General features: G+C 65.7%; 11 protein-coding genes. 2 read left to right on the forward strand and 9 right to left on the reverse strand.

From position 1 onward, the window contains the following. Positions 1–80 precede the first annotated feature (80 nt). Positions 81–686 carry a TetR/AcrR family transcriptional regulator gene (locus tag FQ775_RS15955; protein ID WP_146300149.1) on the forward strand — a complete coding sequence of 202 codons (606 nt, stop codon included), beginning with the start codon at positions 81–83 and terminating at the stop codon, positions 684–686. A 28-nt stretch (positions 687–714) separates the two neighbouring features. On the opposite strand, the gene FQ775_RS15960 is transcribed toward FQ775_RS15955, so the two are convergent. The 7 genes from FQ775_RS15960 to FQ775_RS15990 form a co-directional block, all read right to left on the reverse strand. After that, positions 715–1,107, reverse strand: coding sequence for a GFA family protein (locus FQ775_RS15960; RefSeq protein WP_146300150.1), 393 nt, complete (start codon positions 1,105–1,107; stop codon positions 715–717). A gap of 125 nt (positions 1,108–1,232) precedes the next feature. Further along, complete coding sequence (gene clpB, locus FQ775_RS15965) at positions 1,233–3,857, reverse strand: ATP-dependent chaperone ClpB (RefSeq protein ID WP_146300151.1); 2,625 nt, start codon at positions 3,855–3,857, stop codon at positions 1,233–1,235. 223 nt (positions 3,858–4,080) lie between these two features. Beyond that, positions 4,081–4,794 (reverse strand): DUF4167 domain-containing protein, encoded by a 714-nt coding sequence (locus FQ775_RS15970; RefSeq protein WP_146300152.1) that lies wholly within the window; start codon positions 4,792–4,794, stop codon positions 4,081–4,083. Between the two features lie 295 nt (positions 4,795–5,089). After that, positions 5,090–5,962, reverse strand: a complete 873-nt coding sequence (prmC, locus tag FQ775_RS15975; protein WP_146300153.1) for a peptide chain release factor N(5)-glutamine methyltransferase — start codon at positions 5,960–5,962, stop codon at positions 5,090–5,092. Continuing rightward, entirely contained in the window at positions 5,955–7,034 is a 1,080-nt protein-coding gene (gene prfA / locus FQ775_RS15980; protein WP_146300154.1) for a peptide chain release factor 1, read from the reverse strand. The genes prmC and prfA overlap by 8 nt, the downstream gene beginning before the upstream one ends. A gap of 10 nt (positions 7,035–7,044) precedes the next feature. After that, positions 7,045–9,315, reverse strand: coding sequence for a phosphoenolpyruvate--protein phosphotransferase (gene ptsP / locus FQ775_RS15985; protein ID WP_146300155.1), 2,271 nt, complete (start codon positions 9,313–9,315; stop codon positions 7,045–7,047). Positions 9,316–9,392: 77 nt separating this feature from the next. Then, a complete protein-coding gene (locus tag FQ775_RS15990; RefSeq protein ID WP_146300156.1) occupies positions 9,393–10,646 on the reverse strand; it encodes an aspartate kinase in 1,254 nt (417 codons plus the stop codon). 237 nt (positions 10,647–10,883) lie between these two features. Here FQ775_RS15990 and ubiG point away from each other — a divergent pair, with 237 nt between their 5' ends. Further along, positions 10,884–11,636, forward strand: a complete 753-nt coding sequence (ubiG, locus tag FQ775_RS15995) for a bifunctional 2-polyprenyl-6-hydroxyphenol methylase/3-demethylubiquinol 3-O-methyltransferase UbiG (protein ID WP_146300157.1) — start codon at positions 10,884–10,886, stop codon at positions 11,634–11,636. Between the two features lie 61 nt (positions 11,637–11,697). Here the strand turns inward: ubiG and FQ775_RS16000 are convergent, their stop codons facing one another. After that, positions 11,698–12,123, reverse strand: coding sequence for a DUF1178 family protein (locus tag FQ775_RS16000; protein ID WP_146300158.1), 426 nt, complete (start codon positions 12,121–12,123; stop codon positions 11,698–11,700). Next, positions 12,120–12,989, reverse strand: coding sequence for a carbon-nitrogen hydrolase family protein (locus FQ775_RS16005; protein ID WP_146300159.1), 870 nt, complete (start codon positions 12,987–12,989; stop codon positions 12,120–12,122). The genes FQ775_RS16000 and FQ775_RS16005 overlap by 4 nt, the downstream gene beginning before the upstream one ends. Positions 12,990–12,994 lie beyond the last annotated feature (5 nt).

The following is a 12,994-nucleotide window of genomic DNA, read 5'->3' on the forward strand; positions in this document are numbered from 1 at the left end:
AGCGCAGGATGATTGCGCGCAGAATATGTTCAAGAACATATTCTGATGCGATGCTAACCTCTTGCCATTGGAGGACGACGATGCCCTATGCGAAGGACCACAAGGCCAGGAGCCGGCAGCGGATACTGGAAGCGGCCCGCATCCTGTTCAATCGGCACGGCTACGACCGCGTCACGATCGATCAGGTGATGGCGAAGGCCGGGCTGACCCGCGGCGGCTTCTACGCCCATTTCTCGTGCAAGGAAGACCTGTTCGCCGACGCCATGGCGAGTTTCATCAACGGCCGCGGCGCGGAGTGGCGGAGCGAGGAAGGCATCGACCCGCGTGCGCGTCAGCTGCTGATGGCCAAGCGTATGGTGGCCGCCTACCTCTCGCGCCGTCACCTCGACGATCGCGACGGCCACTGCCCGCTGATCGCCTATGCGACCGACGTGTCCCGCGCCGGCGAGCGTGTGCGCGACAGCTATCGCGCGATGCTCGAGGCCATGACGAGTATCTTCGAGAACAATCTCGACGGAGAGCAGAACGATCGCCGCCAGCGGGCGCTGGCGCTGACGGCACTGTGCGTCGGAGGGATGATCCTCGCCCGCACCTTGCCGGAAACGCCCATCGCGGACGAGGTGCGGCAGGCCGCGCTGACGGCGGCCAACGGCATGTGGCGGACGCAGCAAGAAAATCCCGCCTGACGCGAAAGAATTCGGCTGGCTGCGCGACCTACCCCTCGGAGCGGCCGGTGCCTTGTCGGTCCCGCTCGTACCGCCGTGCCAGCGGGAACGGCGGCAGCCAGGCTTCGCGGCGAACGGTCCACAACTCATAGGTCGGCATGAGCTGGTCCGGTGTGTCAAGCGACCCCAGGTTCACTTCGGTCTCGTCGCCGCTGTGCCCGAAGACGGTCGATCCGCAATCGGGGCAGAAATGCCGCCCGGCATAGTCGCGCGTCTTGCCTTCGATCGTCACCGCCTCGCGGGGAAAGATGGCGGATGCATGAAACAACGCCCCGTGATGTTTGCGGCAATCCATGCAGTGGCAGAGACCGACCCGGTACGGTCGTCCCGACGCCACAAACCGGACCTTCCCGCACAGGCAGCCGCCGGTGAAACGATCCATGTTCAGGCTCCTCCAGACAGCCGTGTCTAGGACAAACACCCATGCACGTCGACGGGTTTCACCACGCCGTATCAGGGCGAAAAAGCCCCGGCGAGAAAGCTCGCCGGGGCGTTTATGAGGCGTCGTCAGGCGGCCTTGTCGTCTGCCGGCTCGGGTTCGGCCACCCCGTCGCGCGCCCGGAAATTGAGCCGGTCCGAGCCCGCGGTCACTACCACGTTCTGTCCATCGCGGACGTCGCCGTTGAGGATCTTTTCAGCCAAAGGATCCTGCAGCTGCTTCTGCATGACGCGCTTGAGCGGACGCGCGCCATAGGCCGGGTCATAGCCCTTGTCCGCCAGCCACTGGATCGCGTTGTCATCGAGGTCGAGAGTGATCTTGCGGTCGGCCAAGAGCTTTTCGAGCCGCGCAAGCTGGATCGAGACGATTGCGCCCATGTCCTGGCGGCGCAGCCGGTGGAACAGCACAATCTCGTCGATGCGGTTGTAGAACTCCGGCTTCACCGAGGCCTTCACCACCGCCATCACCTCGTCGCGAACGGCGTCGACATCCTGGTCCTCGCCAAGGTTCATCAGGAACTCGGCGCCGAGGTTCGAGGTCATGATGAGCAGCGTGTTGCGGAAGTCGACGGTACGGCCCTGGCCGTCGGTCAGCCGGCCGTCGTCAAGCACCTGCAAGAGCACGTTGAAGACGTCGGGATGCGCCTTCTCGATCTCGTCGAATAGAACCACCTGATAGGGCCTGCGGCGCACCGCCTCGGTCAGCGCACCGCCCTCCTCGTAGCCGACATAGCCGGGAGGCGCACCGATCAACCGGGCAACGGAGTGCTTTTCCATGAACTCCGACATGTCGATCCTGACCATCGCCTGCTCGTCGTCGAACAGGAAGGCAGCCAGCGCCTTGGTCAGTTCGGTCTTGCCTACACCGGTGGGGCCAAGGAACATGAACGAGCCGATCGGCCGGTTGGGATCCTGAAGGCCGGCGCGGGCGCGCCGCACCGCCTGCGAGACAGCCTGCACTGCCTCGCCCTGGCCGACGACCCGGCGCGCCAGTTCGTCCTCCATCCGAAGCAGCTTCTCGCGCTCGCCCTCCAGCATCTTGTCGACCGGAATACCGGTCCAGCGCGAGACGATATGGGCGACGTGATCCGGCGTCACGGTCTCCTCGACCATGCCGGCGGCAGCCCCTTCCTCATGCGCCTCGGCATCGGCGAGCTTCTTTTCCAGCTCCGGAATGAGGCCGTAGGCCAGTTCGCCGGCGCGGCTGAACTCGCCCTTGCGCTGCGCGATCGCCAGATCGTTGCGAGCCTCGTCGAGCTGCCGCTTCAGGTCGGCCGCAAGCCCGAGCTTTTCCTTTTCCGACGCCCAGGTCGCCGTCAGCGCAGCCGATTCCTCCTCAAGCGTCGCCAGTTCCTTTTCGAGCTTTTCGAGCCGGTCCTTCGAAGCTTGGTCCTTTTCGAGCTTCAGCGCCTCGCGCTCGATCTTTAGCTGCATGATGCGGCGGTCAATCTCGTCCAGCGCTTCCGGCTTGGAATCGACCTGCATCCTCAGCCGCGACGAGGCTTCGTCGACGAGGTCGATCGCCTTGTCGGGCAGAAAGCGGTCGGTGATGTAGCGGTTGGAGAGCGTCGAGGCCGCGACCAGCGCCGAATCAGAGATGCGCACCTTGTGGTGCTGCTCGTACTTCTCCTTCAGCCCGCGCAGGATCGAGACGGTGTCCTCGACCGTCGGCTCGCTGACAAAGACCGGCTGGAACCGGCGCGCCAGCGCGGCGTCCTTTTCGACATGCTTGCGGTATTCGTCGAGCGTCGTGGCACCGACGCAGTGCAGTTCGCCGCGTGCGAGGGCCGGCTTCAACAGGTTGGAGGCATCCATCGCACCGTCCGCCTTGCCGGCGCCGACCAGCGTGTGCATCTCGTCGATGAACAGGATGATATTGCCGTTGGCCGACGTGACTTCCGACAGCACCGCCTTCAGGCGCTCCTCAAACTCGCCGCGATATTTCGCACCAGCGATCAGCGCGCCCATGTCGAGCGCCATCAACTGCTTGTCCTTGAGGCTCTCCGGCACGTCGCCATTGACGATCCTCAACGCCAGTCCCTCGGCGATCGCGGTCTTGCCGACGCCGGGCTCGCCGATCAGCACGGGATTGTTCTTGGTGCGGCGCGACAGTACCTGGATGGTGCGGCGGATCTCGTCATCGCGGCCGATCACCGGGTCGAGCTTGCCCGAACGGGCGTCGGCGGTCAGGTCGCGCGCATATTTCTTCAGTGCGTCATAGCCCTGCTCGGCACTGGCCGAATCCGCCGTGCGACCCTTGCGAATGTCGTTGATCGCCTGGTTGAGCGCCTGCGCGCTGACCCCGGCCTTGGCGAGGATGTCGGCGCTCTTGGCCGACTTCTCGATCGCCAGCGCGGTCAAGAGCCGCTCGACCGTGACGAAGCTGTCACCGGCCTTCTTGGCGAGTTCCTCGGCGGTCGAAAACACCTTGGCGAGCGGCTGGGCGAGGTAGAGCTGGCCGTTGCCGCCCTCAACGCGCGGCAACGCTTCGAGCGCCGCGTCGACCGCCAGCCGAACGTCCTGCGGACGCCCGCCAGCGCGTTCGATCAGCGAGGCGGCAAGACCTTCCTCGTCGTCGACCAGAACCTTCAGGATATGCTCGGGGGTGAACTGCTGGTGATTGCGCGACAGCGCCATCGTCTGGGCGGACTGGATGAACCCACGGATCCGCTCCGAGTATTTCTCGACGTTCATTCGTGTCTCCGTTCCTTGCCGGCCCGCCATGCGGCGCCGGATCGGGTTGACGTGACGGGCCCCTCCTTCGGAAGCGGACCGCTTTCACGACCGATATGGGTACTGGAACGGATTTGCTCAAGCTGCCTTGACGCTGGTCAAGCAACAAAAAAGGCGGGATTTGCCCCGCCTTTTTCCCCAGGATTCCTGGAGAAAGTTCGCGATTCCCGCAAGAATCCCGCGATTATTGCGCCGCCGCCGGCACTGAATCATCGGCTTCGTTGCCAGGTGCGGGCTGCGCGCCCTCCCCGCCGTCGGCGTGCTCGGCCGAAGCGGTCGCCTCGCCGGTTTCACCGTCGCGATTGCGTGGCCGACGCGGTCGACGCGCGCGGCGCGGCGCCTCCTCGCCATCACCGCCTTCGCCGTTGGACTGGGCCTTCTGGGGCGCTCCGTTGGAACGGCGGCCGCGCTTCTTCTCGCCGTCGTCGCTTTTCATCGATTCCTGTTCGAGCGCGACCTCGACCGGCGTGCCTTCGATGACCGGCTGCGGGCCGGAGCCGTCATCGCCGTCCTGCCGGCGCTGCTGCTGCGACGCCTCGGCGTTCGCCTGCGGCTGGTTGTTGTTGTTGTTGTTCTGGCTTGCCTCCTGACGATCGTCGCTATCGTCGTCGTCATCGTCACGCTGGTCGCGCGAGGCGTTCTGCGGCATCTGGCCCTGGGCCGCCGCGATGATGCGGTTGTAGTGTTCGGCGTGCTGCAGGTAATTTTCGGCCATCACCCGGTCGCCGGCGCTCTGCGCATCGCGCGCCAGGGCGGCGTATTTGTCTGCGACCTGTTGCGCTGAGCCCCTGATCTTCACGTCAGGCCCGTTGCTTTCATAGCTACGGGTCAGGGGGTTCGGGCCCTTGCGGTTGTTGTTTCGACCGCGCATGCGCCTGTTCTGCTGTTGTGGCCTCATCCGATTCTCTTTTTTGCAGTCATATCATCAAGGGGAACGCCGCTCGCCCATCGAGCGCAGGGCCATCTGGCTGACGCCGTCATGAATTGCTGGCCATTGCCGCCGACGCGCCTTCGGTTTCGTACCTGGCCGGACGATCCCCACACGGAGCGAGTTCGCTTCACGCGATTGGCAGCTTGTTTCCAGTGGAACCGAACCGATACAGCACTGCCTGCTTCGTCTCATCCGGTGCCGGGAAACTAGCGGCATTCGTCATCATTGCCAAGCATTTTTTCGCAGGGCACAAAAGCGTCCCCTACTTGCGGAAAACAAGCGCCCTGTCATGGCCGGCGAGATCCTGCGCCGCATGGTCCAGGCGAAAGCCGGTGGCGCCGAAAACGTTGATCACGCTCGTCTTTTGCCGGCTGCCGATCTCGACCCCGACGAACCCGCCAGGCTTGAGAAATGATGCTGCGCCTGCGGCGATCAGCCTGTAGGCATCCAGCCCGTCATCACCGCCGAGGAGCGCCCGGAGGGGGTCGTGGTCTCTGACTTCTCCAGCCAGTTCGCCCATTTCGTCAGCCCTTATGTAGGGAGGATTGGACAGAATTGCATCGTAGCTGCCGCTCACATTTTCAAACCAGTCCGACACAGTCGCCTTAAACCGGCCTTCAAGCCCGAGGCGCCGGGAATTTGCAATCGCCATCGCGACAGCGCCGGGCGCAATGTCGATGCCGGTGGCGCGGGCTTGTGGAACCTGCGCCAGCAGGGCCAGCGCGATCGCACCGGTGCCGGTGCCGAGATCGAGTATCGAGCAGGTTCCTTGCGCCTGCACGATCCCGCGCAGGCGCGGCAACGCCAGATCGACGAGAACCTCGGTATCGGGGCGCGGCTCCAACGTGTCCGGCGAGAGTTCGAGCCTGAGCCCGTAGAACTCACGATAGCCGATGATGCGGTGAACCGGCTCGCCTGCAAGCCTTCGCGACATCGCCGCCTCGACCGCTTCGGCAGCGTGCAGACCAACCAGCCGGTCGGGATCGCGCAGGGCGTCGATGCGCTCGGTGCCGGTCAGATGTTCGACGATCAGCCGCGCCTCGAGCCCAGGATCGGGAAGGCCGGCTGCGGCCAGTCGTCGGCGCGTCGAGGCCAGGAGCGCGCTGAGCGACACCCCCTCGCCCGCCTCAGGCATTGGCGCTCATCTCGGCCAGCAGTGCCGACTGATGGTCTGAGATCAGCGCATCGACGATCTCGTCGAGATCGCCCTGGATGACGCGGTCGAGCTTGTAGAGCGTCAGGTTGATGCGATGGTCGGTTACCCGCCCCTGCGGAAAATTGTAGGTGCGGATACGCTCGGAACGGTCGCCTGATCCGACCTGCAGGCGGCGGCTTTCCGAACGTTCCTCCGCTGCCTTGGTCCTCTGCATGTCGAACAGCTTGGCGCGCAGGATCTGCATGGCGCGCGCGCGGTTCTGGTGTTGCGATTTTTCCGCCTGCACCACGGTGATGCCGGTCGGCAGGTGCGTCAGCCGCACGGCCGAATCGGTGGTATTGACGTGCTGGCCGCCAGCTCCGGAGGCGCGCATCGTGTCGATGCGGATATCCTCGTTGCGGATTTCTATGTCGACCTCCTCGGCCTCAGGCAAGACCGCCACCGTGGCGGCCGAGGTGTGAATGCGCCCGCTCGCCTCGGTCTCGGGCACACGCTGCACGCGATGCACGCCGGATTCGAATTTGAGCCGGGAAAACACGCCCTTGCCCGAGACCGTCGCGATGATCTCCTTGTAGCCGCCGGCGTCGCCCTCGCTGGCCGAGACAAGCTCGACGCGCCAGCCGCGCTCCGACGCGTAGCGCTCGTACATGCGGAACAGGTCGCCGGCGAAGATCGCCGCCTCGTCGCCGCCGGTACCGGCGCGGATTTCGAGGATGGCGTTCTTGTCGTCGGCCTCATCCCTGGGCAGCAGCAGGATCTGGATGCCTTTCTCCAGCTCCTCGATACGCACCTCGACGTCCGGCAGTTCCGCCTCGGCCAGTTCGCGCATCTCGGCATCGGTTGCCTTGTCGGCGAGCATCGCCTGAAGCCCCTCACGCTCGCCCTCGGCGGCGCGCAAGGCCCGGATCTGGTCGACAAGTTCCTGCAGATCGGAATATTCCGACGCCAGCTTGACATAGGCGGCCGGCTCCGGTCCGGCGGCCATCTGCGCCTCGATCAGTTCGAAGCGTTTGAGGACCTGGTCCATTCTTTGCGTGGGTACCGAGCTCATCTAAGGGGCCTCAAAGCGGAATGCCGTGCTCTTCGGCGAAGCCGGTCAGCATGCCCCTGACATCGCCGGTCCCCGCGTCGCTTTCAAGGACCTCCGCCAGCCTCGCCTGGAGGGCGTCGACCGGCAATTCGCACAGCATGGCCTTGACCGGGCCGATAGCGGCCGGCGACATCGAGATCGAGCGGTAGCCGAGACCGATCAGGGCCATCGCCGAGACCGGGCGGCCGGCCAGTTCGCCGCACAGCGTCACGGGAACGCCCGACCGGTTGCCGGCGTCGACGACGGCCTTCAGCGCCCGCAGGAACGGAACCGACAGGGGATCGAAACGCCCCGCCAGCAGGCCATTGCCACGATCGGTCGCGGTCATGAACTGGAACAGGTCGTTGGAACCGACCGACACGAAGTCGACGGCGCGCATCAGTTCGGGCAACTGGTAGAGCAGCGACGGCACCTCGACCATCGCGCCAAGCTTGAGGCTGGTCGGCAAGGTGTAGCCGAAGCGTCCGAGCTGGGCCACCTCGCGCTCGATGAGCGAGCGCGCCTTGGCGATCTCGGCAAGCTCGGTCACCATCGGCAGCATCATCTTCAGTTCGCGTCCGGCCGCCGCTTTCAGGAGCGCCCGGAACTGGGTGCGCAGCAGGCCGGGCCGATCAAGCGTCAGCCGTATCGCGCGCCAGCCAAGCGCCGGGTTTTCTTCCTTCTCGGCGCCGCGGAAGTAGGGCAGCACCTTGTCGCCGCCGATATCGATGGTGCGGAAGGTGACCGGCTTGCCGCCGGCGGCCTCGATCACCTCGCGATAGAGCGTTTCCTGGGCCTCGGCCCGCGGGAATGTCGCCGCCACCATGAATTGTAGTTCGGTGCGGAAGAGGCCGATGCCGGCGGCTCCCGACTCGGCGAGTTGCGGCAGGTCGACGGCAAGCCCGGCATTCATCATCAGCTCGACCGCCACGCCGTCGCGCGATACGGACGGCTTGTCGCGAAGCTCGCGAAAGAGCTCCTGGCGCTTGGCCCGGAACCGGACCTTCTCGGCATAGGCAGATTCGACGTCCGCCTGCGGCCTGAGATGAACCGTGCCGTCATCACCGTCAATGATGACCGCGTCGCCGTTCTCGGCCATCGACACCGCGCCCTTGGCCTGGCCGACGACCGGAATGCCCATGGCGCGTCCGACGATGACGACATGGCTCGTCACCGCGCCTTCCTCCAGCACCAGGCCGCGCAGTTTGTCGCGCGGATAGTCGAGCAGCTCGGCGGCGCCCATCGAACGCGCCAGGATGATGGCGTCCTTCGGCAGTGCGGCGGCCACCTCTTCGGGACCGCGCCCCATCAGCTGGCGCAGCAGCCGATAGGCGAGGTCGTCAAAATCGTTCATTCGCTCGCGCAGATAGGGATCGGTCATGTGCATCATGCGTGCGCGCATGTCGCTCTGGACCTTTTCGACCGCCGCCTCCGCCGTCAGGCCGTTGCGGATCGCCTCTTCCAGCCGGCGCACCCAGCCGCGGTCATGCGCGAACATGCGGTAGGCCTCGAGCACGGCGCGGTGCTCGCCCTCGAAGGCGACGTCGCGCCGCGACAGCATGTCGTCGATCGACAATCGCAGCGAGCCGAGCGAGGCGTCGAGCTTCTTGAGCTCGTGTTCGACGTCCTCGTTGAAAAGCTCGGTGACGACAATGCGCGGCTCGTGCAGCACGACATGGCCGAGCCCGACGCCGTCATTGAAGGCCGCGCCGTTGATGGTGACGGGCCGGCTCATGTCGAGCTCGATGCCCTGCCGGGCCAGGCGGCGCAGGTCGCCGGTGGCGATCATCTCGGCGATCACCATGGCGGTGGTTTCCAGCGCCTCAACCTCGTCGTCGCCATAATGGCGGTTGGTCTTGTTCTGGACCACCAGCACGCCAAGCGTGCGCCCGGCGCGCAACACGGGAACGCCGAGGAAGGAGTTGTAGATCTCCTCGCCCGTCTCCGGCAGGTAGGTGAAGGCCGGATGGTTGCGCGCGTCCGAGAGGTTGAGCGGCCGCGCACCGGCGGCGATGGTGCCGACAAGGCCCTGCCCGAGGCGCAGCTGTGCCAGATGCACCGAACCCGGATTGAGGCCTTCGGTCGCGTAGAGTTCCAGCACCGCGTCGGCGCGCAGCACGTAGAGCGAGCACACCTCGGCAACCATGTTGGAGGCGATCTCGCGAACGATGCGGTCGAGCCGATCCTGCGGCTCGAGCACCTCCGCCATCAGTTCGCGGAGCCGCTTCAGCAATATCCGCGGACCGCCGGCGATTTCGCGCATGGATACCAGCTCCAACGACCCGCGCCCCGCCGGGCGCGAATCGCCGCGACGGTCGAGGCCGTGCCTATCTTAGTCTTCTATTGCTTATCCAGCCCGTAGACGGAATGCAAAGTGCGCACCGCCAGTTCGGCATACGGCCCATCGATGAGGATCGAAATCTTGATCTCCGACGTTGTGATGGCGCGAATATTGATGCCCTTCTCCGACAGCGCCTTGAACGCGGTTGCCGCAACGCCGGCGTGGCTTCGCATTCCGATGCCGATCACCGAGACCTTGACCATGCCAGCCTCGTGCTGGACGGCATCGAAGCCGACCGTCTCACGGACCTTGGCAAGCACGGCCAGCGCCTTGTCGACGTCGCCGGACGGCACCGTGAACGTCATGTCGGTGCGCGAGCCGTCCTCGGAGATGTTCTGGACGATCATGTCGACATTGATGTTGGCTTCCGCCAGCGGCCCGAAGATGCCGGCGGCGACCCCGGGACGGTCGGCCACGCGCCTGAGCGAAACCTGCGCCTCGTCCTTGGCATAGGCGATGCCGGTGACCACCTGCTGTTCCACGATTTCATCCTCTTCGCAAATGAGCGTTCCCGGCGGGTTGTCGAAATCTCCCATTCCGGGCGCGTCGGGGTCCTCGAACGAGGACCGCACGAATGTCCTGACCTTGTGTACCATCGCCAGCTCGACCGAACGCACCTGCAACACCTTGGCACCGAGCGAGGCCATCTCCAGCATTTCCTCGAAGGAAATGCGCGAAAGCCGGCGCGCCTTGGGCTCGATGCGCGGGTCGGTGGTGTAGACCCCATCGACATCGGTGTAGATATCGCAGCGGTCGGCGCCGACGGCGGCCGCGATCGCCACCGCGCTGGTGTCGGAACCGCCCCGCCCCAACGTGGCGATGCGGTTGTCGGGGCCGATGCCCTGGAAGCCGGCGATGACAGCGACCTGTCCCTCGCCGAAACGCCTAATCAGGAACGAGCCGTCGATATCGGTTATGCGCGCAGCGCCATGCGCGTTGTCGGTCTGGATCGGTATCTGCCAGCCTTGCCACGAGCGCGCGTGCACGCCCATGGCCTGCAGCGCGATGGCCAGCAGCCCGGCCGTCACCTGTTCGCCCGAGGCGACCACGGCATCATATTCGCGCGCGTCGTGAAGGGGCGAGGCCTCGCGTGTCCAGGCGACCAGTTCGTTGGTCTTGCCTGCCATGGCCGACACCACGACGGCAACTTCGTGGCCGGCATCGACCTCGCGTTTGACATGGCGCGCGACATTGCGGATGCGATCGATGTCGGCGACGGACGTTCCGCCGAATTTCATCACGATACGCGCCATGGAAGCGTGGAGCCTTGTGCCGGGGAGGCGCCCGGTTCTGCCGGCCGGGCGCCAGACGGAGCGCCGCCAGCGTGAGCCGCGGCGCAATGCGCGGTTTCCATAGCGAAACGACAGGCGTTCTGCAAGCAAGGGTGCTGCCGCGCAGCTGGCCTAGATCGGGACTGTCCCGGTACCATTTTCCCGCCTTGACTTTGGCTGCCTCCAACCCAAATTTCGGGGGCCGCAGAGGAGGCTGCCATGCCCGAGACCCGAGCCACGACGATCGATGCCCGCGAGATCGAGCATTTTTCCGCGCTTGCTGCGGAATGGTGGGACCCGAAGGGCAAGTTCCGCCCGCTGCACAAGTTCAATCCCGTGCGGCTGGCCTATATCCGCGACCAGGTGGCGAACCGCTTCGGGCGCGACCCGCGCTCATCGCGGCCCTTCCAGGGGCTGCGAATCCTCGACATCGGCTGCGGAGGCGGGCTGCTGTGCGAACCCATGGCCCGGCTCGGGGCCGACGTCGTCGGGGCCGATGCATCCGAGACCAATATCGAGGTCGCCCGGCTGCATGCCGCCGAGAGCGGCCTCAAGATCGACTACCGCGCTGCGACCGCCGAGGAACTGGCCGACGCCGGCGAACGGTTCGATATCATCCTCAACATGGAGGTGGTCGAACACGTCGCCGACATGAACCTCTTCATCGCCAAATGCGCCGAGATGGTGAAGCCGGGCGGGATCATGTTTGTCGCCACCATCAACCGCACGCTGAAGGCGCTCGGACTGGCGATCTTCGGAGCCGAATACGTCCTGCGTTGGCTGCCGCGCGGCACCCACCAGTTCAACAAGCTGGTGCGCCCGGAAGAGCTGACGCGGGCACTGGGTTCGGCCGGCATGAACGTCATCGACCGTACCGGCGTGGTCTACAGCCCGCTGGGCGATCGCTGGCAGCGCTCGCGCGACATGGACGTCAACTACATGCTATTGGCCGACAAGCCCGCCAACGACTGACGGGCAGCCGCTGCCGGCTCAGGCGCTGTCACCGGTCGAAGCGGGCGGCTGGGCGAAGGGATCAGTTCTTGTCGTCGGGCAGGTCGGGGATCGGCATGAAATCGACGCCGTCGTCGAGCAGGCCCTTGACTTCCTCGCCGGTCGCCTCGCCATAGATGCCGCGCGCCTCGGTCTCGCCGAAGTGTATCTTGCGCGCCTCGTCAGCGAACTTGTCGCCGACATAGTCGGCGTTCTCGCGCATCTTGGCGGCGAGCTTGCGCAACTGCGCCATCGCCTTTTTCTGTTCGGGGCTGGCGGCAAGCGCCACCTTCTCGCGTGAACGGCCGGTCGCCACCGCCGGCGCCATCAGCGATTTGCCGACCTTGGCCGAACCACAGGAAGGGCAGGCGACGAGGCCGCGCGCGGCCTGTGCCTCGTAGTCGGCATTGCCGCGGAACCAGGCCTCGAACTCGTGCCCGTCATCGCAATGCAGCGAAAAGCGGATCATGAAGCGGCAGCCCGTCGCGCCGCTGTGGCGCCGGCGGCCGCCACCTCGACCGCGAAGTCGCGCCCGTTGCGCAGATTGGGGATCTTGGCGCGCGCCTTGGTCGAGGCCTCCGTATCGATGTCGGCCACAATGATGCCGGGTTCATCGCCCTCCGCCTCCGCAGCGATACCGCCCCACGGATCGACGATGACCGAATGGCCGAACGTCTCGCGACCGTCTTGGTGAAGGCCGCCCTGGGCCGCCGCAATCATCCACGCGCCGTTCTCGATCGCCCGCGCCCGCGTCAGCACGTGCCAGTGCGCCTCGCCGGTCTGGCGGGTGAAGGCGGCGGGTGCGGTCAGCACCTGCGCCCCTGCCATGGCCTGCGCCCGGAAAAGCTGCGGAAAGCGCAGATCGTAGCAGATCGCCAATCCGATGCTGGCCAAGGGAAGTTCGGCAACCATCGCCGCGCCGCCCGGCTGGTAGGTCGCCGATTCACGCCAGCTCTCGCCATGGTCGAGATCAACGTCGAACATGTGGATCTTGTCGTAGATGGCGACGAGCGCGCCGTCGGGGCCGAACAGGAAGGCGCGGTTGGCGACCTTGCCGTCGGCGAGCGCAATCGGCGTCGAGCCGAGATGGACCGTGATCGCCAGTTCCGCTGCAAGCCGCCGCGCCGTCGCCGCCAGGCTGTCCTCTTCCTGAGGGCGGATGATTTTTCGCAGGGTCGCGCGGTCGCGCACCAAAGCTCCGGTCATCTCCGGTGACTGCACGTAGCTCGCGCCTAGACGGGCGGCCTCCCGCACCATCGCCTCGAAGGCGCGCGCATTCTCCGCCGGGTCCATGCCCGATCGCATCTGCAGCGCGGCTGCCTTGAACCGGGTCACGCCAG

It is taken from the genome of Nitratireductor mangrovi, from assembly GCF_007922615.2.
Taxonomy (GTDB): domain Bacteria; phylum Pseudomonadota; class Alphaproteobacteria; order Rhizobiales; family Rhizobiaceae; genus Mangrovimarina; species Mangrovimarina mangrovi.